Source organism: Halorubrum coriense DSM 10284, from assembly GCF_000337035.1.
Taxonomy (GTDB): domain Archaea; phylum Halobacteriota; class Halobacteria; order Halobacteriales; family Haloferacaceae; genus Halorubrum; species Halorubrum coriense.
Genome location: NZ_AOJL01000006.1, coordinates 24,337 through 45,048, shown reverse-complemented (window position 1 = coordinate 45,048; position 20,712 = coordinate 24,337). Strand labels below are relative to the sequence as shown.

Below are 20,712 nucleotides of genomic sequence, written 5' to 3'. Positions count from 1 at the left end.
GTTCGGCTATCGATCGGCGTTCGGCCGTCGGTCGGTGTCCGGAATGACTGGATCCGTCGAGACGCTCGACGGGCGGGCGGTCACACCAGAAGCTGGATGTCCGCCTCGGCCATGTCCTGGAGGGCGGTCGCGGCTCCGACCCCGGTGGTCACGCCGTCGTAGAAGTCGTTCTCGTCGTAGTCCATCAGGTCGATGGTCATCTGGCAGGCCTGGAACTCCACGCCCATGTCCAGGCTGGTTTCGAGGAGCTCCTCGATGGTGGCGGTGTCGTTGTCCGCGATCCGCCGCTCCATCATCCTCGTCGTCACGCGGTCCATGCCGGGGAGCGCGGCGACGGCGTTCGGGACGGGCATGTTGGGGTTGCCGACGGAGCTGAGCTTGAGATCCTTCGAGCGCTCCTCGTGGAGGATGTCGAGCCCCCAGAACGTGTGGAAGACGGTCACCTCGTAGCCGAACGCGGCCGCGGTGCTGGCGAGGATGAGCGGCGGATACGCCATGTCGAGCGTGCCCTTCGTCGCGATGATGCTCATCTTCTTCCCGTCGTCCTCGTCGGTGGCCGCGGCGAGCGCGTCCTCGAGCTCGTCGATCCGCGCGGCCAGTTCCGCGCGCGAGGGAGCGTCGCCGGCCGGCGCGTCGGGCGTGTCCGTGCTCATCGTCACTCCGTCTTGCGGACGTAGTGTTTGTACACGTCGTCGCCCTCCTCTTGACCGAGGAGCTCGACGCCCGCGGTCCCGTCCGCCCAGCCGTCGAGGTCGCTCATGCTGCCCGGGTCGGTCGCCAGCACTTCGAGGACCGCACCCGCGTCGAGGTCGTCGATAGCGGACTTCGTCTTTACCACCGGCATGGGGCACGATGCGCCTTTCACGTCGAGCGTCTCCGCGATGTCGAATTCGGCACTCATTGTGTATCTGCTCCGTTGGTCGTATTGGAGCTATCACACAATATCCCGGCGAAGGTTAAAAGAATGTTGTTTCTTGGGTATACTGCGAAGAACCAGTATCACCGTACTTGCCTATAATCGCTCTATACACGTGTTTAGACCATTATATGCGCCTCGCTGTCGGTGCTATATTGCGTATTTGTTGAATTACTATCCGAACGTTTTTCTATATCCAACCGGTACGATGGGGTGTAGAAGATGGACGCCAACGACTTCCCGACGCCGGACGCCGACGTGGAAACGATCGCACCGGACGAACTGAAGAGTCGAATCGACGCGGGCGAGGACGTGACGCTCCTCGACACGCGGATGCGGTCCGACTACGAGGAGTGGCGCATCGACGGCGAGAACGTCACCTCGATCAACGTGCCGTACTTCGAGTTCCTCGAAGACGAGATCGACGACGACGTCCTCGACCGGATCCCCGACGACCGCGAGGTGACCGTCCTCTGCGCGAAGGGCGGTGCCAGCGAGTACGTCGCCGGGACCCTCGTCGAGCGGGGGTACGACGTCGACCACCTCGAAGACGGCATGAACGGCTGGGCGAGCATCTACGAGACCGTCGAGGTCGAGGACTACGACGGGGCGGGCACGCTCCTCCAGTACCAGCGCCCCTCCTCGGGCTGTCTCGGGTACCTCCTCTACGACGACGGGGAGGCCGCGATCGTCGACCCGCTCCGCGCGTTCACCGACCGCTACCTCGCCGACGCCGACGACCTCGGCGTCGACCTGAAGTACGCCCTCGACACCCACGTCCACGCCGACCACATCTCCGGCGTGCGCGACCTCGACGCGAACGGCGTCGAGGGGGTCATTCCGGCGGCCGCCGTCGACCGCGGCGTCACGTACGCCGACGACCTGACGACCGCCGCCGACGGCGACGCCTTCGCGGTCGGCGACGCGACGATCGAGACCGTCCACACGCCCGGCCACACGACCGGAATGACCTCGTACCTCGTCGACGAGAGCCTGCTCGCGACCGGCGACGGGCTGTTCATCGAGAGCGTCGCCCGTCCCGACCTCGAGGAGGGCGACGAGGGCGCGCCCGACGCCGCCCGTATGCTGTACGAGTCGCTCCAAGAGCGCGTCCTGACGCTCCCCGACGACACCCTGATCGGCGGCGCGCACTTCAGCGACGCCGCGGAGCCGGCCGCCGACGGGACTTACACGGCACCGATCGGCCGGCTCGTCGACGAGATGGACGCGCTCACCATGGACGAGGCGTCGTTCGTCGACCTGATCCTCTCGGACATGCCGCCGCGGCCGGCCAACTACGAGGAGATCATCGCGACGAACCTCGGTCAGAACGCCGTCGACGACGACGAGGCGTTCACCCTCGAGCTCGGCCCGAACAACTGCGCGGCCAGCCAAGAGTCGCTCGCGGGTGACTAACGTCCCCGATGGCGACTTCCCTCGTACTGCTTCAGGCGGTCGCCGAGCTGTTCCCCAACGGGATCAGCCGGTACGCCGTCGGCGGGCTGCTCGTCGGGCTCGGGACCGTCGTGATCTACGTCGGCACGGGCATCCCGGCGGGAGCGAGCACGTTCCTGGAATCGACGCTGTCGTACGTCTCCGATCAGTCGCGGTTCCAGCGGTACGTCGGCTCGCGGGACTGGCGGGTCGTGTTCACGGCCGGGATCGTCCTCGGCGGACTGGCGTTCGCCGCGACGGTCCAGTCGGGCGTCGTCACGACCTCGCTGTACGAGCCCGGAACGACCGGCACGCTGTACGAGGTCGCCGGCGTCACGCTGTGGGCAACCGACGTCCAGCCGTGGCGGCTGTTCTTCGGCGGGATCCTCGTCGGGATCGGGACCCGCATCGGGAAGGGGTGCACGTCCGGCCACGGCGTCTGCGGCGTCGGCTCGGCGTCGAAGACCTCGCTCGTCGGCGTCGCGACGTTCCTGACCGTGGCGATCGGGACGGCCCAAGTCGTCGCCGCGCTGGGGGTGAGCCCGTAAATGGCTGACCGACATCCCCTCTTCAAGCCGCTGGTGTTCGTCGGTGGGCTGATATTCGGGTTCGGGCTCGGCTTCAGCCACATGGCTCGTCCGGAGGTCGTGGTGAACTTCCTCCTGTTCGAGGACCTCGGGCTCCCGTTCGTCATGTTCGGGGCCGCGATCGTCTCCGGGGTCGCGTTCGCGCTGCTGCCGCGAATCCGGGACGCGGCCCCCCTCACGGGCGACCCGTACGAGCGCCGGCTGAAGCCGTTCGACCGGAACGTGCTCGTCGGCGGCGCGGTGTTCGGCGTCGGCTGGGGGCTCTCCGGCATCTGTCCGGGGGCCGCGTACGCCAGCCTCGGCGTCGGCAACGTCACGATCCTGTGGGCGCTCGGCGGCATGTTCCTCGGCGCGTACGCGCAGGGCTACTGGCGGAGCCGCAGTCGAGCCCCCGAGGCCGCCGCCGCGGGCGCGGACTGAGGCCTCGACGCGATGGACCCCGCTCTCGTCGCCCTCTTCGTCGGCGCAGCGCTCGCGAGCCTCTTCATGGCGTGGGTGATCGGTGCCGGGTCGAGCGGCGCGACCCCGTTCGCCCCCGCCGTCGGCGCGAACGCGATCGGGACGATGCGCGCCGCCCTCCTGGTCGGCGTCTTCGGCTTCGCCGGCGCGGTCACGCAGGGCAGCAACGTCTCCGAGGCCGTCGGGAGCGGCCTCGTGGGCGGCATCAGCCTCCCCGTCGCCGGCGTCATCCTCGTGCTCGTGCTGGGCGCGGGGCTGATGGCGGTCGGGATCACGACCGGGATCCCGATCGCGACCGCGTTCACCGTGACCGGCGCGGTGATCGGCGTCGGGCTCGCGCTCGGCGGGACGCCGGTCTGGGCGAAGTACCAGCAGGTCGCCGCCGTCTGGGCGCTGACGCCGCTCGTCGGCGGCGGACTCGCGTTCGGGATCGCGAGCGTCCTCCCGCGGCCCGGCGCGCCCGAGCGGTGCTGCGTCGCGGTGCTCGCCGGCCTCGTCGGTGCCGTCCTCGCGAACGTCCGGTTCAGTTTCCTCGGCGCGGGGAGCGCGTCCGGCACGGTCCGCGGGCTCGTACAGCGCGCCCTCGCGCTCGACGGCACCGCGTGGGGCGTCGCGGTCACCGCCGGCGCGGCGCTGGCGATTGGAGCCGTCGTCTGGTGGGACGTGCGCCGCGACGAGGCGGGCGGACTGCGGCGCGTGCTGCTCGCGCTCGGGTCGCTGGTGGCCTTCTCCGCGGGCGGGAGTCAGGTCGGGCTCGCCGTCGGGCCGCTGCTCCCGCTCCTCGACGAGGTGGGGATGGTGTCGACGACCGCGGTCCTCGTCGGCGGCGGGCTCGGGATGCTCGCCGGGTCGTGGACCGGCGCGCCCCGGATGATCAAGTCGCTCGCGCAGGACTACTCGTCGCTCGGCCCGCGGCGCTCCATCTCCGCGCTCGTCCCGTCCTTCTTGATCGCGCAGCTGGCGGTGCTGCTCGGCGTGCCGGTCTCGTTCAACGAGATCGTCGTCAGCGCGATCATCGGGAGCGGGGCCGCGGTGGGCGGGCGGAGCGCGGTGGACGCGCGGAAGATCGCCGTGACGGTCGGCGCGTGGGTGGGCTCGTTCGCCCTCTCGTTCGGGCTCGCGTACGCGATCGCCGCCCTCGTTTTATAAACGCCGCACGCCGCGACGTCGGCCGTTTTTAAATTGCGCGGGGCGGCGGGACGAGGAAGACGTTGGCCGTCGCGCGCGCGACCACGTCCTCCGAGACGCTACCCAGCAGGAGCCGCCGGATGCGGCTCCGTCTCTTCGACCCGACGAGGACCGTCGAGGGCGTCACCGCCGCCTCGACGGCGAGGATCTCCTCGGCGGGGTCGCCGCGACGGACCTCGATCTGCGTCTCGATCCCCCACGCTTCCAGCGTGTTCGCCCGCTCGGCCAACCGCTCTGCCGGGTCGACGCCGCCGGTCGACCCGTCGTCCTTCGGCGACCGGACGTGGACGAGCGTCGCCTCCTCGGCCGCGTGCCGGAGGTACGAGAAGGCGTCGAAGGCCCGGTCGGCGTGCTCGGAGAAGTCGGTCGCGAAGAGGATCCGCCGGAAGAGGTGTTCGCGGAGGACGTCCGGGTCGTCGGCCGCGCGCTCGACGCGGTTGACCAACAGCGGCACGACGGTGGTCCGCGCGAGGTTGCGCGCGGTCGAGCCGATCACCCGGTTCTCGAGCGGGCTCTGTCCCCGCGACCCGACGACCGACAGGTCGGCGCGGACCGTCTCGGCGAGGCCGTTGAGGCGTCGGTACGGCGTCCCGCGGACGACGTGCGTCTCGACGGCGAACCCTGCGTCCTCGATCACCGACCGGTACCTGTCGAGCCCCCGCCGCCGGCGCTCCTCGAAGTCGACGCCGGGCATCCCGGCGTGGACGTTCGCCGGGACGACCGTGACGAGGTGGATCGTCCGGACGCCGATGCGACCCAGACAGTCGAGACAGGTCTCGTTCTCGATCGTCGCCTCGCTGGCGGCCGACAGGTCGGTCGCACACAGGGCCCTCATACGGACACGTTCGTCGAGCGACGACAACACGGTTTTGTTCGGTGAGCGACACGTCCGGCGAGTCGGGCGTCGGCCGACCGATCAATCGGGATCGGACCGCGTACCTTCGCCGTAAGTTATCGGTACTCCGACCGAGGTTACCGGAATATAGTCTTGTACGACTAGCCCAAAACCGTTATACCCTCGAAGCAGGTAGAGAGAACTGAGCAGAAATGTGCCAAAGTCGAATTACCGCGCGCGGCAGTCGGAGGGTGAACCGATGGCAGGACTAGAGATTCCGACTTGGGACCCGGAGACGGCCCTCCTCATCGGAGTGATCCTCTTCGAGGCGTTCGTCCTCTACGCCGGCTACGGCGGCCTCGAACGGCTCGTCGGGCCGTACCTCATGGACCTCGTCGTCGGGGGTGAATCGAGTGCTCGATAGCGTTATCGGTGCCCTCGGCGGCCTCGGCATACTGGACACGAGCCCCGAGATGCTCGCGCTGTTCGTCGGGTTCGGCCTCGTCGTCGGGGTCCTGTTCGGGTTCTTCGGCATGGGCGGGTCGTTCCTCGTCACCCCGGCCCTGCTAATGTTAGACTACCCGGCGCCCGTCGCGGTCGGGAGCGGGATGGCGTTCGTCTTCGGGACGGCGGTCATCGCGACCCTGAAACACCACGACCTCGGGCAGGTCGACTACAAGCTCGGCGTGATCATGATCACCGGCACGACGATCGGCATCGAGGCCGGGCGCGCGAGCGTCTACTACCTCGAATCGATGGGGCTCGCCGGCGGGGTCATCAGCGTCGCCTACGTCGTCCTGCTCGGCGGCGTCGGCGCGATGGTCACCCGCGACGCGCTGAAGGGAGACGACGGCGACGGCGGCGGCGTCGACCACGAGGCGGCCGACAAGGACTTAGACGAGTACGAGATCCCGGAGGTCGCGAAGAAGATCCAGCGGACCGTCCGGATCCCGCCGATGGTGACGCTCCGCGGCGACGTCCGCGTGTCCGCGTGGGTCATCACGGCCGTCGCCTTTGCGACCGGCGTCCTGTCCGGGTTCCTCGGCGTCGGCGGCGGCTTCATCCGGATGCCGGCGATGATCTACGCGATCGGCGTGCCGGTGCCCGTCGCGGTCGGGACGGACCTGTTCGAGATCGTCTTCTCGGGCGGCCTCGGGAGCTACCTCTACGGGCAGGGCGGCGGCGTCGACCTCGGCATCGTCGCGCCGCTGCTGTTCGGCAGCGCGCTCGGCGCGCGCGTCGGCTCCGCCGCGACCGCGGTCGTCGACTCCGACGAGATCAAGGTGTACTTCGGCGGGATGCTGCTGGTCGGCTCCATCGCCGTGGGCATCGGCGAGGTCGGCTCCTTCCTGGGCAACTCGACGCTCGAACTGCTCGGACTGGTGCTCGTCATCGGCGCGGCGGTCGTCGTCGCCTTCGCGGTCCTCTACACGACGGTCACCTCGCTCCGCGTGACGCGTCGACAGCAGACGTCCGCGGCCGACTGACCGACGGTTCCGTCGGTTCGCGGCGCGATATTGTTCTTCCGTGGCAGTACGGTACACGAAGAGGCGATCGTCGCGGTGAGCCGCGTCGGACGATCGTCCAAGCGGTCGGGGCCTATCTTCACAGCCCCTCTTGACCGCCCTCCTGCGCGAGGAGGACGACCATCGAGAGCCCGGAGATGAGCAGGAGGATGAGCGTCGGCACCACGGCGTACTGGTACAGCGCCGACTCCTGCGCGCGCCAGATCTGCGTGACGATCGTCTCGAAGCCGGAGGGGCGGAGGATGAGCGTGACGGGCAGCTCCTTCATCGTCGTGAGGAAGACGAGCGCGGCGCCCGCGACGATCCCCGAGCGCGTGAGCGGGAGCGTGACGCGCTTGAACGTCCCCAGCGAGGACTCGCCGAGCGTCCGACCCGCCTCCACCAGCCGCGGGTCCACCTGGAGGATCGACGTCCGGCTCGACCCGACGGCCTGCGGGAGGAAGCGCACGACGTACGCGAAGACGAGCAGCGGCAGCGTCTGGTAGATCCACGGCAGATAGCCGGAGCCGAAGTAGACGAGCGCCAGCGCGAGGACGATGCCGGGCACCGCGAAGCCGACGTACGTCGCGCGCTCGAACAGCGTCGCGAGCCGGGAGTCGTGGTTGGCCGCGAAGTACGCGATGGGGATCGCCGCCAGCGCGGCGACGACGGCCGCGGCCGCGGAGACGGAGACGGAGTTGACGACGTAGATCGGCTCGAACGCCATCGAGGGGCGGCGGCCAGCCTCCGAGCGGACTAACCACAGGCCGAGGATCCACAGCGGCACGAGCAGCGCGGCCGCGGACACCCCCGCAGGCAGCAGCGTCGCCGGCCACCGCCACCGCCCCAGCGACACGCGGTCGTCGGTGCGGCCCGCGTCGTCGCCGTGCGAGGACGCGTCGGAGCGGACGAGCCACTCCAGCGCGAGGACGAACAGCACGACGACGAGCAGCTGGAGTGAGAGCAGCGCGGCGTAGTCGCTCCCGAACGAGCGGTACTCGACGTAGATCTGGCGGGTGAACACCGACAGCCGCATGATCGAGGGCGTCCCGAAGTCGGAGACCGCGTACAGCGCCGCGAGCAGCGAGCCGGCGGCGACGGCGGGCCGGATCGCGGGCAGCGTCACCTTCCGGAACGACGCGAGCCGCCCGTGGTTCAGCGTCCGAGCCGCCTCCAGCAGCGTGGTGTCGAACGACAGCAGCGCCGCCCGCGTCGTCAGGTAGACGTACGGGTACGTGTACAGCGTGATGACGAGTATCGACCCGGAGAGGCCGTATATCTCGGGGACCCGCTCGATGCCGAGCGGGGAGAGGATCTCGTGGAACTCGCCGCGGGGGCCGAACGCGGAGACGAACGAGAAGGCACCGACGTAGCTCGGCACGACGAGGGGGAGCGCGGCCGCGACCGCCCAGAACCGGCGGAACGGGAGGTCCGTCCGGGCGGTGAGGTACGCGAGCGGGACGCCGATCGCGATCGACAGCGCCGTGACGCCGAGCATCAACAGCAGGCTGTTGAGGACCGTCTCAGCGGTGCGGACGCTGAGGGTGAGGTCGATCGCGCGGGCGGGGTCGACGGTGACCGCCTCGATCACGAGCCACCCGAGCGGGAAGACGAGCGTCGCCGCTATCGCCGCGGAGAGCAGCGTCAGCCCCAGCGGTAGGCGGTCCTCTCCGTCGGTCAGCCGGTCGCGGATCCGGGATATCGGGCTCATGGTCCGGGCGTGGTCGCTTCGGTCGGAGGATGGTCGCAACCGCCGTTAGGGGTTCCGATCCGGCCGCGGGTCCGGTTCGAGGGTGCGCCCTCGGCGAGGGGCGACCGCGCTCCGACGGATATATTAGTTTAGGGTTGCCTAAAAAACGCATGGAACTGACGCGGCGCGACGCGGCGGCGGCGCTGGCCGCGCTCGGCGCGAGCGGCGGGGTCGCGCTCGGCGCGCGGGTCGCCGCCGACCGGAGCCGCGACGGCGATCCGGGCGAGGACCCCGAGGCGGACGGGACCGCGAGCGACGACGAGACCGTGCGCGAGACGCTGACCGCCGTCGCGTCGGTCGTCTACCCCTCCGACCTCGCCGGCGTCGACGCGTTCGTCGAGACCTTCCTCGCCGGGCGGCTGGACGACTCCGCGCACGCCGCGGGAGTCCGCGAGACGGTCGCGGAGCTGAACCACCTCGCGAACTCGTGGCACGGCGCGCCGGTCGCCGACCTCGACGCGGCCGACCGCGACCGGCTCCTCCGGGAGGTCGGGGCCGACGCCGCCGACGAGGACCCCGACGGGACGACGGCCGAGCGGGTCCGGTACTACGTCGTCAACGAACTGCTGCTCGCGCTGTACGCGTCGCCGACCGGGGGCGAGCTCGTCGGCATCGAGAACCCGCAGGGACACCCGGGCGGCGCGGAGAGCTACCAGCGGGGGCCACCGTGAGCGGCGCGGGGCTCGCCGGCGACGAGCGGTCGGACGTCGACGCGATCGACCGGACGCCCGTCCCCGACGCGGACGTCTGCGTCGTCGGTGCCGGGCCCGCGGGGGCGCTGGTCGCCGACCGGCTCGCGGGCGACCGCGACGTGGTGATCCTCGACGCGGGACCGCGGTTCGACCCGGCGGACCGCCTCGCCAGACAGGAGCGAGCGATCCGGCCGTCCTACGGCCGGCCGGACGTCTGGGACGTGGGCGGCGAGCGCGACGCCCACGAGAGCGCCGGCGACCGGTACTACCCGCTGAACCACGCCCGGGTGAAGGGGGTCGGCGGGTCGACGCTCCACTGGCAGGGGATGGTGATGCGGCTCCACGAGGACGACTTCAACTCCGGGAGCGAGCGCGGCGTCGGCCCCGACTGGCCGATCGACTACGCGGACCTGCGGCCGTACTACGCCGCGGCCGAACGCGAGCTGGGCGTCGCGGGCGCGTCGGACAACCCCTACGCGCCGCCCCGCGAGGAGCCCCACCCGATGCCGCCGTTCGAGCCCTCCTACAGCGACTCGCTGTTCGCCGAGGCCTGCGAGTCGCTGGGGATCGACATGCACTCCGTGCCGAACGCGCGCAACTCCGAGCCGTACGAGGGGCGGTCTCCCTGCGTCGGCTACGGGACCTGCCAGCCCGTCTGCCCGAGCGGCGCGAAGTACGACGCGACGGTCCACGTCGAGCGCGCCGAGGAGCGGGGAGCGACCGTGATCGACCGCGCGCCGGTCGAGCGCCTCGAACACGACGGCGACGACCGGGTGACCGCCGCCGTCTACGCGACGCCCGACGGGGAGCGACACCGGCAGACGGCCGACGCCTTCGTCGTCGCCGCGGGGGGCGTGGAGACGCCGCGGCTCCTCCTGCTGTCCGCCTCCGACCGGTACCCCGACGGGCTCGCCAACGGGAGCGGGCACGTCGGGGAGTTCTTCATGGACCACCTGTTCGCGGGGGCGGGCGGCACGCTCGACGAGCCGACGAGGCAGAACCACGTCGGCTTCTACACCAGCGCCTGCGACCAGTTCTACGACGAGGCCGACGAGTCGCGGGCCCCGTTCAAACTGGAGTTCTTCAACTACGCCGGCCCCTCGCCGGTCGAGTCGGCGCTGTCGGGCGACGACTGGGGCGATCCCCTCCGCGACCGGCTGCGTAGCGAGTACGGCAACCACGTCGCGATGGGCGGCCTCGTCGAGCAGCGCCCCGACGCCGACAGCCGCGTGACGCTCGCCGGCGACCGGACCGACGACCGCGGCAACCCGGTCCCGCGGATCGAGTGGACCGTCGGCGACCGCGCGCTCGACACGATCGAACGCGCGAACGAGATCCAGGTGTCGATCCTCGAAGAGCTCGGGGCCGACGTGGAGTGGGTCGCCGGGCCGGACGCGACCGGACCCGCCTACCACCACATGGGCACGACGCGGATGAGCGACGACCCCGACCGCGGCGTCGTCGACGCCGACTGTCGCACGCACGACCTCGGCAACTGCTGGATCGCCTCCAGCTCGGTGTTCCCGACGAGCGGCGCGATGAACCCGACGCTCACTATCGCCGCGCTCGCGCTCCGCGTCGCCGACGGCGTGGAGGCCCGCCTCTCGCGGGGGACGTGACGGCTCGCCGCCACTATTTTAGGCAAACCTAAAAACTCAAGTGCGTGCGAACGGAGATGCGGGTAATGAGCGACTCAGCACACGCGACGAACGGGTCCGCGAGCGCCGTGGACGCGGCAACGGACGAGGAGAGCGAGACCGCGATCACGGCGGACGGGGAGGCCGCGAGCGCGGCGGACGCCGAGAGCGAGGAGTACACCTTCGACGACCTCAGCGTCGTGATGGGGACGTACAACGAGGAGGAGGCGATCGCGACGGTCCTCGAAGACGTCGACGAGATCACCGACGGGAAGGCGGAGGTCGTCTGCGTCGACGGCTCCTCGGACCGTACGGCGGAGATCGCTCGCGAACACGGCGCGCGCGTCGTCGAACAGGAACCGCAGGGCTACGGCGTCGCCGTCCGCGAGGCGGTCTTGACGCCCGACCGCCCCGTGGTCGTCACGACCGACTGCGACGACACCTACCCGATGGAGGCGTTACCGGAGTTCCTCGCGGCGATCAACGACGGGGCCGACGTGGTGAGCGGCGACCGGCTCTACCACGGCGCGGACGCGATGCCCGCGTTCAACCGCTTCGGCAACCACGCGTTCGCGGCGGTCGCCTCCCTGCTGATGGGCGAGCGCGTCCACGACACCACCACCGGGATGCGCGCGTACCGGCGCGAGGTGGTCGAGGAGATCGGCTGGACCGAGAACACCGGCCTCTCCGCCGAGCTCCTGATCCGCCCGCTGATGCGCGGCTACGACGTGCGCGAGCGCCCGATCGCCTACGCCGAGCGACTCGGCGACACGAAGCTCGACCCGATCGGCGGCGGGGCCGCCATCGCGAAGTCGATCGTCACCGTCTGCCTCGAAGAGCAGCTCCGGCGGTTCTGAGGGCGCTTCTCTCCTCGACGCAGTCGTCGGACGGCGGTCCGGACGTATACTGTGGGCACAGTGGACCGCCGCCGGCGACGTTTTGATTTTGTGAGTGACGACGCCGATCGGTTACGAACAGACGACCACCGCGGCGGCGTGTGCGGACGAGCGCCTGCGCGACGCGAGTCGCACGCGCGAGGTTGTCGGGCGACGCCCGACTGTCAGAGAGAGCCCCGGTCACTCGCTGGAATCGCTCGCCTCGACTTCCGTCTCGAAGACCACCCACTCGGCGTGTTCGCCGGGGCGGTCGGGCAGGTACGTCCCCTCGCTCCCGCAGTCGGTGACGAGCCGGCACACCGACCGCTCCGGGGGCCAGACGACCTCGACGTCGCCGGCGCTCCCGGTCGCCTCGCCGTCCCCCACTGACTCGCCGCCTGCGGTCCGGATCGTCGCCTCCTGCCGGTAGGTGAACGTCGAGCCGTCGGGCGCGAACAGCGTCACGGTGAGGACCGCCACGTCGCCCGCGGGGTCGACGGACACCGACTCGTCGGGCGCGCCCGCGAGCCGGACCCCGTCCTCACCGATCGACCACTCGACCGCGAGCGGGTCGCCGGCCTCGGGGTCGGCCACGTCGTACGCCGCGCGGTCCTCGCCGCGGCGCGTCTCCAGTCGGATCCGGGCGCTCTCGACGCGCTCCGGGACCCCGACCGTCGTCTCGGCCGCGAGCCGCGAGCCGGAGCGCACGTCGATCGGTTCCAGCTTCGGCGTGACGCGCGACTCGGGGTCGGCGGTCCACGCGCCGCGGTAGCCGTAGCGGTAGAGCGTGCGGTTCGGGTAGGCGTCGAGGACCGCGAAGTCCTCGACCGGGTCGCGGTCGAGCGCGTACACCGCGTCGCCGTCGAGCCCGGGGCCGTTCCGGAGCCGCTGGAAGGGGTGCGCGAGCCACTCGCCGTACGGCGTCGGGACGAACACCAGCGCGTTCGCGAGCTCCGCCTCGTCGAACGGCGCGTACGCGGCCTCGTGTTTGGCGTCGATGGCCGCGTTGCGCTGGACCGGGTCCGCCGCGGTCGCGACAGCGGCACCGGAGGCGACGACGAGCGCGACGGCGACGGCGACGGCGACCGCGGCGCGCGCGTTTCGATCAGATCCGGTCTGCGCGGCGAGGCGGGCGCGGAGCCGCGGCAGCGCTCGAACCGCGGCCGCGACGGCGACCCCGCCGAACACCGACAGCGGCACGAGCAGGTCGAAGTGGTAGAACGGCCCGAACAGCGCGGCGAGCCCGTCGGTCGGGTCCGACAGCGTCGCGAGCGCGTTGTGCGTCCCCCAGAAGAACAGGTTCCCGACGGCGACCGAGACCGCGATTCCGGCGACGATCAGCGCCGCAGTCCGGCGGAACGCCGGCGAGCCGTCGGTCCGAGCGCTGGCCGCTCGGGGCGCGAGGTCGGCGCCGTCGCGCCACCGTCGGACCGCGACCGCGCCGCCGGCGGCGGCGAGCAGCGCCCCGAGCGGGCCGGCCGCGACCCAGCGGGTCGCCAGCTCCCACAGCGCGTACCCGTTCGATTCGAGCGCCAGCGCCGGGGTGTACTCCGCCGAGTGCCCCAGGATGCGTCGCTCGCCGAACCCCGGCCCGTCCGTCGGCGCGAAGGCCTGGTACGGGAACGTGAACGCGGACCCGGTTATCCGGAGGTTATACGCGAGCGTCACGCCGACGAACAGCATGCCGAACAGCGCCGTCAGCCCGTGTCTGCGGACCGGGTCCGGGAGCGACGAGGGGGACAGGCCCTCGGCCGCGACCGCCGACCCGATCCGCCACAGGGCGTGGAGGATGAACGGCGCGGCGAACAGCACCGCGGTGAACGGGCGCGCGAAGAAGGCGAGCCCGATAGCGACGCCGGCGACGCCCGCGGCCGCGGTCGACCCGTCGCGGACGCTTCGGAGGTACGCGACCGCGAACAAGAGGTTGAAGAAGGTCGTGGGCGCGTACGGGAGGAACGCCGCGCCGGTCAGGACCGCCATCGGCGACGCCGCGAACAGGACGGCCGCGGCGAGCCCGGCGCGACGCCCGGCGACGGTCCCGCCGAGCAGGTAGACGAGCGCGGCGTTGCCGGCGGCGATCGCGCCGAGCGTCACCCGCGGCTCGTCGAACAGCGCCATCGACACCGCGTACGTCGCCGCCGGGACCGGGCTGTACTTCGGGTAGAGCCGGCCGCCGTCCTCGACGAAGAACCACGGGTGGACGGCGTCGGCGAGCGCGCCGGCGTGGAACTCGAGCTGGCCGCCGAGCAGGAGCGCAGCCTGCGTGAGGTAGACGCCCTCGTCGTGGTTCGCGGAGTGGTGCGAGAAGACGGTCGCCGCGACCGCGAAGGTCAGCAGTCCCGCGGCCAGCGAGACGAAGACCGCGGCCGCGGCGGTCCGGTCCGCGCGAGCGAGGCGCTGACGGGACCGGGCCGCGAGCCGCGAGAGGATCGAGGGGTCAGAGCGGGACGACACGGGGCGGGGCGGATCAGACGTCGACGCCGGCCTCGCGCATCAGGTCGACGGTCGCCTCCAGGTCGGAGAGCTCCGTCAGGTCGACGTCCGGGACGTCGAGCTCGTCGATCGTCGGGAGGTCGCCGATCGGCTCCACGTCGGGGATGAGCGGGTACTCGAACGTCGAGCGCGCGAAGTAGTCCTGCGCCTCCGCGGACAGGAGGTGCCGGACGAAGTTACCGGCGAGCGTCGCGTCGGCGGCGGTGTCGACCACCGCGGCGCCCGCGACGTTGAACACCGCGCCGGCGTCGCCCTCGGTGAACCCGGTGTCGATCGTCGCGTCCGGACTCCCGTCGAGGACGCGCTGGATGTAGTAGTGGTTCGTGAACCCGGCGTCGACGCTCCCGTCGGCGATCTCCTCGCAGACGCGGAACTCGTTGTTGTACGCGGTCGCGCCGGAGGCGACGACGGCTTCGAGCCACTCGAGCGTGGCCTCGTCGCCCTCGAGGATCCGCATCGCGGTGACGAACGCCTGACAGGAGCCGTAGGAAGGGGCCCACGCGAGGTCGCCGTCGAACTCCTCGGGGAACGCCATGATGTCGCTCGGCACGTCCTCGGCGTCGTACTCGCCGCTGTCGTACGGGACCGTCCGCGCCCGGCCGGAGGTGCCGATCCACTGGTCGGTCCGGAACTCCTCGCGGACCAGTTCGGCGACGTCGTCGGGGACCGCCTGCGTGCGTCCCTCGCTCGCGAGGGCACCGAGCGACCCCGCGTTCACCGAGTAGAACACGTCCGCCGGCGACCCCTCCCCCTCGTTGAGGATCGCGTTCACGTGGTCGGTGGAGGAGGCGTACCGGACCGTCAGGTCGAGGTCGGGGTACTGCTCGTCGATGTACTCGACGAGCGGCCCGACGAGGAACTCGTTGCGGCCGGAGTACACCGTCAGCTCGCCAGACAGGTCGGGCATCTCGGAGATCGGCGTCCCGCCCGGGAGCCCGCGCCCCTCGCGGCCGGAGCCGATCTGTCCGATCGACGACTGCGCGTCGCCGTCGTCCGTCTCGTCGCCCGTACAGCCCGCGAGCGCGGCCGCGCCGACCGCGCCTGCGCCCGCGAGGAACCGTCTCCGGTTCACGTCCGTCTCTGTGAGATCGTGGTTCGTCATGTGTTTTAGGCTTACCTAAATAGGTTTAGTCGTGTCGGTTCAATCGTCCGCGACCGCCGGCGTCCGGCGGATCGCGTCGAGGCAGTCGAGCCAGTCGCGCATGTACTCGCCGCAGTGGTTGAGGAACGCGCCGTTGTTCCAGTCGGCGAAGTCGCCCTCCGCGAGCGCGTCGGCCATCGCGTCGAAGACGGCCGCGTACGAGTCGGCGTCGTCGCCCTCTCCATCAATTACCTCCCAGACGTGCTCGTTCAGCTCCAACCCCGCCACCTCGTTCGCGAGGTCGTCGAACGTCGACCGCGGGGCCTTGTTGTGTTCGCACAGCGGGTCGCCGTTGTAGATCCGCTTGCCCAGCACGTCGCAGGCGCGCTTCAAGAACAGGCCCGACCAGATGTCGTCGAACCGGCCCACGTCCCACTCGTTGTCGTCCATCGGCAGCTGGTAGAACGCCGGGATCACCTCGCGGCGGAACGCGAGGTTCATCGAGCAGACCGTGAGGTAGTTGCCGCGCGCGGCGACGAAATCGTCGCCGAAGTCGTCGGCGCTCGTCCGGGTCTGCGCCTGCCCCTCCAGGTCGCCGTCCATCAGGATCCGGACCGCGTCGAGGTCGGGCACGTTCGTCCACAGCCCCTGCGAGGCGACGACCTCGCCGGACTCGACGTCGACGGCGTCGGTCTCCACCGTCTCGTCCATCGCCGAGTAGGGGTAGCCGCGGGGGTAGAGCCCGTGCTCGTCGGCGTCGTCGTAGAGGACGTTCACCCAGTCCTCGTCGGAGCGCACGCGTTCGACCTCGCCCCCGAACGCGAGGTTCTCCATGTGGCGGCCGAAGTAGTCGACGTCGTCGTGCGGGAGCGTGTCGTCGTCGATGAACACGCCGTAGTCGAACGACTCGTCGGCCCACATGTACAGCAGGCCGAAGCTCGTCTCGGCGTGGCTCGCGGCGGGGACGACGTGGCCGTACTCCGCGACGCCGTTGGCCGCGTACCACGCCTCGCGGCGGCTGCCGTCGAACACCTCGCCGGAGACGTCGAGGTCGTCGAGCATCGCGCGCATCTCGTCGACGTCGCAGAAGTCCTCGGTGACGAGGACGAAGTGAAGCCGCGAGACGTCGAACCCGTGCTCGCGGGCGTTCGCGACGTACGCGCGGAGACACTCGTACTCACGTATCGTCGGGACGATGACGCAGACGTCGGGACCGTCGCGGTCCGAGGCTGTCGCATCCATACCCGCCATTTTTTAGGCTGGCCTAAAAGCTTAGCGGTCCGTCGTCGGCCGCGTCGCGGCCGCGTCCGGTTCCCGCTCCGCCTCGTCGGAAGCGCCCGTCAGCGAGAGGTCGAACGCGGCCGCGACGACGCCGCCGCCGACGAGCGTGACGGCGTTCTTGAGCGCGTGGTCGAGCGCCGCCGCCGCGAGCGCGACCTCCGCCGAGATCGGCGTGGCCGCGACGACGATGCCCGTGAAAGCCGCCTCGTACAGCCCGATGCCGCCCTGCGAGAGCGGCAGCACCTTCGCGAGGTTCCCGGCTGAGACGGCGAGCGTGCCGACGACGACGAGCGCGGCCGGGTCGACGGCTCCGCCGAACCCGCCGACGAGCGCCGCAAGGACGAAGACGGCCGTCACGACGTCGAGCGCCCACACGACCCCGCTCGCGAGCGACACCCGGACGACCGCGCCCGCGTCCGCCGCGACGACGCGGACGGCGGCGCCGAACCGGACCGCGGCGTCGACGACCCGCGAGAGCCGCGACCCGTCGGCCCGCTCGCGGAGGCCCGGTCCGAACCGCCGGTCGCCGCGAGCGACCGCGACGACGGCGACGGAACACAGCGCGGCGGCGAGCGCGGTTCCGGCGGCGGCCGCGGCCGCCCGCTCCGACCCGGCCGGGGCGACGGTCCGCCCGTCGGCGAGGAGGGCCGCGAGCGCGGCCCCGCCGAGCGCGCCGAGCGCGACCAGGTCGAAGGCGCGCTCGACCGCCAGCGACGCGACGCCCGTCGGATAGGGCACGCCGCGTCGGTCGTTCAGGAGGTACGCGCGCACCCCGTCGCCGGCCCGCGCGGGAACGATCAGGTTCGCCGTCTGGCTCGCGAACACGGCCGCCGTGAGGAACGCCGTGCGACACCGGTACCCCATCGGCGCGAGGACGTCGCCGTACCGCCGACCGCGGACGGGCCACGAGAGGAGGTACGCGACGAGCGCCGCGGCGAGCAGCGCCGGGTCCGCGGCGGCCGCCGCCGAGACGACGGCCCCGACGTCGAGCGTCCGCGTCAACACCGCGCCGCCGACCGCGAGGACGAGGACCGTCCCGGCGACCGCGAGCGACCCCCGAGGGAGGCGCTCGCGGAGCCCGAGGAAGCGCTTGCGGAGTCGAGCGGCGGCGACGCGCGGGTTCATGCGATTATTTAGGTCGCCCTAAAGAATATAACACTGGCGGTTCGGGGAGGCGAGGCGAGGGCGGAAGCGCGCTCGACACCGTCCCCGCAACGCGTTTGTTCGTAGCACGTGAATTACCACGCATGAACGCGAACGAGACCGCCGACGAGGACGTCCGGATGTGGCTCGTCGAGCGCACCTACTCCGACGACGAGCAGAACGTGGTGATCCTCACGTACGCGACGCCGGACGGCGAGCGCTACTTCCGCAAGGAGCGGGCGCTCACCTCCTTCACGGACGTGCGCGACACCACGGCGGCCGTCGACGCGGCGGCGTCGAACGTCGGGAGCGTCGACGATCCCGACGACCGCGAGCGGTACGCCGCGGAGGCGACGCGGATGTCGCGCGCCCACGACCCCGACGACGTCATCTGAGCCGCGCCGGCGGCGAGCCGCGAGCGACTCGGCCGCACAGCCTTTCACCGGCCGGCCCCAACGCTCGGCCGATGCGTGCCACCCTCGAAACGCTCGGAATCACCCTCCTCGTCGGCGTCGCGCAGGCCCTCCTCGGTGTCGTCGGCCTCGCCGGGCTGTTCGCGCTGTCGACCCCCGTCGCCGTCGCTCCGTGGACCCTCGTCACGAGCGTGTACGCGCACGGCTCCGTCGGTCACCTGTTGGCGAACGCCCTCGCGCTGCTGCTCGTCGGGCCCCTCGTCGAGCGCCGGACGACCCGTCCGCGCTTCCACGCGTTCGTGGTCACGACGGGCGCGCTCGCCGGCCTCGCGCAGGTGACGGTCGGCGGGCTGCTGGGTCCGCCGGCCGCGGTGTTGGGGATCAGCGGCGCGGTGTTCGCGCTCGGCGGCTACCTGCTCGCCGGCAACGTCGTGAGCGAGACGCTGTTCGGCCGCCTGCGCCTCCCGCCGCGGGCCCAACTGCTCCTGTTCGACCTCGTCGCCGTCGTCCTCACCGCGACGACGGCCGCGCCGGGCGTCGCGCTGATCGCGCACGCGACCGGCGCGTTCTGCGGTCTCGTGGCCGGCCGCGTCGGCCTGCTCGACGCGCACTGACCGAGAACGGATCGCACGGCAGACGGGAGTCGAGGGGACGCGAGACGCGACCGACGGAGCCGCGGCTAGGTGGGACGAAAAACGAAAGGGGTGAAAGAGAAACGCCCTAGCGCTCAGTCTTCGAGAACGATCTCGATGCTGACGTCGTTCGGCACTTGGACGCGCATGAGCTGGCGGAGCGCGCGTTCGTCGGCGTCGATGTCGATCAGACGCTTGTGGACGCGCATCTCCCAGTGCTCCCACGTCGCCGTCCCCTCACCGTCCGGGGACTTGCGCGACGGGATCTCGAGCGTCTTCGTCGGCAGCGGGATCGGGCCCGACAGGGCGACCCCCGTCGAGTCCGCGATCTCGCGGACGTCGTCGCAGATGTCGTCGAGGTCCTCGGGGCTCGTGCCGGCGAGGCGGACGCGTGCCTGCTGCATCGATTATCGCTCGTTAACGTCGAGCACCTTGCCGGCCGCGATGGTCTGACCCATGTCGCGGATGGCGAAGCTGCCGAGTTCCGGAATCTCGCCGGACGGCTCGATGCTGAGCGGCTTCTGGGGACGCACGGTGACGACCGCCGCGTCGCCGGACTTGATGAAGTCCGGGTTCTCCTCGGCGACCTCACCGGACGAGGGGTCGATCTTCTGATCGATGGACTCGATCGTACAGGCGACCTGCGCCGTGTGGGCGTGGAAGACCGGGGTGTAGCCGGCCGTGATGACCGACGGGTGCTGCATGACGACGACCTGGGCCTGGAACGTCTCGGCGACGCTCGGCGGGTCGTCGGCCGGGCCACAGACATCGCCGCGGCGGATGTCGTCCTTGCCGATGCCGCGGACGTTGAATCCGACGTTGTCGCCGGGCTCGGCCTTGGGCACCTCTTCGTGGTGCATCTCGACCGTCTTCACCTCGCCGCCCACGTCGGACGGCTGGAAGGAGACGTTGTCGCCGGTGTTGAGGATCCCGGTCTCGACGCGTCCCACGGGGACGGTCCCGATGCCGGAGATGGTGTAGACGTCCTGGATCGGCAGGCGGAGCGGCGCGTCCGTCGGCGGCTCGGCCTCCGGCAGGTTGTTAAGCGACTCCAGCAGGGTGGGGCCGTCGTACCACGACGTGTTCTCGGACTCCTCGGCGACGTTGTCGCCCTCGAAGGCCGAGATCGGCACGAACGTGGTGTCGTCGGTCGCGAAGCGGACCTGGTTGAGGAGGTCCTCGACCTCGCCGATGACCTCCTTGTAGGAGTCCTCGCTGTAGTCGACGATGTCCATCTTGTTGACGGCGATGATGAGCTCGTTGATCCCGAGCGTGCGGGCCAGGAACACGTGCTCACGCGTCTGGGGCGCGACGCCGTCGTCGGCCGCGACGACGAGCACCGCGTTGTCGGCCTGCGAGGCGCCCGTGATCATGTTCTTCACGAAGTCACGGTGGCCCGGACAGTCGACGATGGTGAAGTAGTACTCGTCGGTGTCGAACTCCTGGTGGGCGATGTCGATCGTGACGCCGCGCTCGCGCTCCTCGGCGAGGTTGTCCATCACGTAGGCGAACTCGAAGCCACCCTTGCCCTTCTCTTCGGCTTCCTCGCGGTGCTGCTCGATTACGTGCTCGGGGACGCTCCCCGTCTCGAAGAGGAGGCGACCCACGAGCGTACTCTTGCCGTGGTCGACGTGGCCGATAATGGCCAGGTTCTGGTGCGGTTTGTCACTCATGGGGTAATCACGCGCTAAGGCGCTCTGTGAGTAAGTTTCGGTAGATTCCACTAAAACGGTTTCGATACGGCCCACAGAGTATCGCACCGCCGTCCGGCGATTCTCGACAACGCGGGGC

At 70.8% G+C, this 20,712-nt stretch carries 21 protein-coding genes; 11 read left to right on the top strand and 10 right to left on the bottom strand.

What is annotated here, in order from left to right; genetic code table 11:
• Positions 1 to 80: 80 nt before the first annotated feature.
• A complete protein-coding gene (locus C464_RS00790; RefSeq protein WP_006111566.1) occupies positions 81 to 653 on the bottom strand; it encodes a DsrE/DsrF/DrsH-like family protein in 573 nt (190 codons plus the stop codon).
• Positions 654 to 655: 2 nt separating this feature from the next.
• Positions 656 to 901, bottom strand: a complete 246-nt coding sequence (locus C464_RS00785) for a sulfurtransferase TusA family protein (RefSeq protein WP_006111565.1) — start codon at positions 899 to 901, stop codon at positions 656 to 658.
• 237 nt (positions 902 to 1,138) lie between these two features.
• On the opposite strand from C464_RS00785, the gene C464_RS00780 reads away from it, so the two are divergent.
• The 4 genes from C464_RS00780 to C464_RS00765 are packed head-to-tail and all read left to right on the top strand — an operon-like array spanning position 1,139 to position 4,545.
• The gene (locus C464_RS00780; protein ID WP_006111564.1) at positions 1,139 to 2,332 is read left to right on the top strand and encodes an MBL fold metallo-hydrolase; all 1,194 of its coding nucleotides are present in this window, start codon (positions 1,139 to 1,141) and stop codon (positions 2,330 to 2,332) included.
• Positions 2,333 to 2,340: 8 nt separating this feature from the next.
• The gene (locus C464_RS00775; protein WP_006111563.1) at positions 2,341 to 2,898 is read left to right on the top strand and encodes a YeeE/YedE family protein; all 558 of its coding nucleotides are present in this window, start codon (positions 2,341 to 2,343) and stop codon (positions 2,896 to 2,898) included.
• Positions 2,899 to 3,357, top strand: coding sequence for a YeeE/YedE family protein (locus C464_RS00770; protein WP_006111562.1), 459 nt, complete (start codon positions 2,899 to 2,901; stop codon positions 3,355 to 3,357).
• Positions 3,358 to 3,369: 12 nt separating this feature from the next.
• Positions 3,370 to 4,545, top strand: a complete 1,176-nt coding sequence (locus C464_RS00765; protein ID WP_006111561.1) for an inorganic phosphate transporter — start codon at positions 3,370 to 3,372, stop codon at positions 4,543 to 4,545.
• A 28-nt stretch (positions 4,546 to 4,573) separates the two neighbouring features.
• On the opposite strand, the gene C464_RS00760 is transcribed toward C464_RS00765, so the two are convergent.
• Positions 4,574 to 5,419 carry a universal stress protein gene (locus C464_RS00760; protein WP_006111560.1) on the bottom strand — a complete coding sequence of 282 codons (846 nt, stop codon included), beginning with the start codon at positions 5,417 to 5,419 and terminating at the stop codon, positions 4,574 to 4,576.
• 259 nt (positions 5,420 to 5,678) lie between these two features.
• On the opposite strand from C464_RS00760, the gene C464_RS19065 reads away from it, so the two are divergent.
• Both C464_RS19065 and C464_RS00755 read left to right on the top strand, forming a co-directional pair.
• A complete protein-coding gene (locus C464_RS19065) occupies positions 5,679 to 5,843 on the top strand; it encodes a DUF7512 family protein (protein ID WP_006111559.1) in 165 nt (54 codons plus the stop codon).
• Positions 5,844 to 5,892: 49 nt separating this feature from the next.
• The gene (locus tag C464_RS00755) at positions 5,893 to 6,906 is read left to right on the top strand and encodes a sulfite exporter TauE/SafE family protein (protein ID WP_049910737.1); all 1,014 of its coding nucleotides are present in this window, start codon (positions 5,893 to 5,895) and stop codon (positions 6,904 to 6,906) included.
• A gap of 118 nt (positions 6,907 to 7,024) precedes the next feature.
• Here the strand turns inward: C464_RS00755 and C464_RS00750 are convergent, their stop codons facing one another.
• On the bottom strand, positions 7,025 to 8,635 hold the full coding sequence (locus C464_RS00750) for an ABC transporter permease (RefSeq protein ID WP_006111557.1): 1,611 nt from the start codon (positions 8,633 to 8,635) through the stop codon (positions 7,025 to 7,027).
• A gap of 149 nt (positions 8,636 to 8,784) precedes the next feature.
• On the opposite strand from C464_RS00750, the gene C464_RS00745 reads away from it, so the two are divergent.
• The 3 genes from C464_RS00745 to C464_RS00735 all read left to right on the top strand — a co-directional run bounded on the left by C464_RS00745 (position 8,785) and on the right by C464_RS00735 (position 11,860).
• On the top strand, positions 8,785 to 9,345 hold the full coding sequence (locus C464_RS00745) for a gluconate 2-dehydrogenase subunit 3 family protein (RefSeq protein ID WP_006111556.1): 561 nt from the start codon (positions 8,785 to 8,787) through the stop codon (positions 9,343 to 9,345).
• Entirely contained in the window at positions 9,342 to 10,985 is a 1,644-nt protein-coding gene (locus C464_RS00740; RefSeq protein WP_006111555.1) for a GMC family oxidoreductase, read from the top strand. The genes C464_RS00745 and C464_RS00740 overlap by 4 nt, the downstream gene beginning before the upstream one ends.
• 221 nt (positions 10,986 to 11,206) lie before the next feature.
• Positions 11,207 to 11,860 (top strand): dolichyl-phosphate hexose transferase, encoded by a 654-nt coding sequence (locus C464_RS00735; protein WP_239640158.1) that lies wholly within the window; start codon positions 11,207 to 11,209, stop codon positions 11,858 to 11,860.
• Positions 11,861 to 12,079: 219 nt separating this feature from the next.
• Here the strand turns inward: C464_RS00735 and C464_RS00730 are convergent, their stop codons facing one another.
• From C464_RS00730 to C464_RS00715, 4 genes are read right to left on the bottom strand one after another with little or no spacing between them, the layout of a single operon-like run.
• Positions 12,080 to 14,332, bottom strand: a complete 2,253-nt coding sequence (locus tag C464_RS00730; RefSeq protein WP_006111553.1) for an ArnT family glycosyltransferase — start codon at positions 14,330 to 14,332, stop codon at positions 12,080 to 12,082.
• A gap of 13 nt (positions 14,333 to 14,345) precedes the next feature.
• The gene (locus C464_RS00725; RefSeq protein WP_006111552.1) at positions 14,346 to 15,473 is read right to left on the bottom strand and encodes an extracellular solute-binding protein; all 1,128 of its coding nucleotides are present in this window, start codon (positions 15,471 to 15,473) and stop codon (positions 14,346 to 14,348) included.
• Between the two features lie 39 nt (positions 15,474 to 15,512).
• A complete protein-coding gene (locus tag C464_RS00720; RefSeq protein ID WP_006111551.1) occupies positions 15,513 to 16,694 on the bottom strand; it encodes a hypothetical protein in 1,182 nt (393 codons plus the stop codon).
• A 30-nt stretch (positions 16,695 to 16,724) separates the two neighbouring features.
• Positions 16,725 to 17,858: a lysylphosphatidylglycerol synthase transmembrane domain-containing protein gene (locus tag C464_RS00715; RefSeq protein ID WP_006111550.1), complete on the bottom strand. Its 1,134-nt coding sequence runs from the start codon at positions 17,856 to 17,858 to the stop codon at positions 16,725 to 16,727.
• A gap of 122 nt (positions 17,859 to 17,980) precedes the next feature.
• On the opposite strand from C464_RS00715, the gene C464_RS00710 reads away from it, so the two are divergent.
• Together C464_RS00710 and C464_RS00705 are read left to right on the top strand one after the other, a co-directional pair.
• A complete protein-coding gene (locus C464_RS00710; RefSeq protein ID WP_006111549.1) occupies positions 17,981 to 18,271 on the top strand; it encodes a hypothetical protein in 291 nt (96 codons plus the stop codon).
• Between the two features lie 71 nt (positions 18,272 to 18,342).
• A complete protein-coding gene (locus C464_RS00705) occupies positions 18,343 to 18,903 on the top strand; it encodes a rhomboid family intramembrane serine protease (RefSeq protein WP_006111548.1) in 561 nt (186 codons plus the stop codon).
• 113 nt (positions 18,904 to 19,016) lie between these two features.
• Here the strand turns inward: C464_RS00705 and rpsJ are convergent, their stop codons facing one another.
• Positions 19,017 to 19,325: a 30S ribosomal protein S10 gene (gene rpsJ, locus C464_RS00700; RefSeq protein ID WP_004048854.1), complete on the bottom strand. Its 309-nt coding sequence runs from the start codon at positions 19,323 to 19,325 to the stop codon at positions 19,017 to 19,019.
• A 3-nt stretch (positions 19,326 to 19,328) separates the two neighbouring features.
• Positions 19,329 to 20,594: a translation elongation factor EF-1 subunit alpha gene (gene tuf / locus C464_RS00695; RefSeq protein ID WP_006111547.1), complete on the bottom strand. Its 1,266-nt coding sequence runs from the start codon at positions 20,592 to 20,594 to the stop codon at positions 19,329 to 19,331.
• Positions 20,595 to 20,712: the final 118 nt, after the last annotated feature.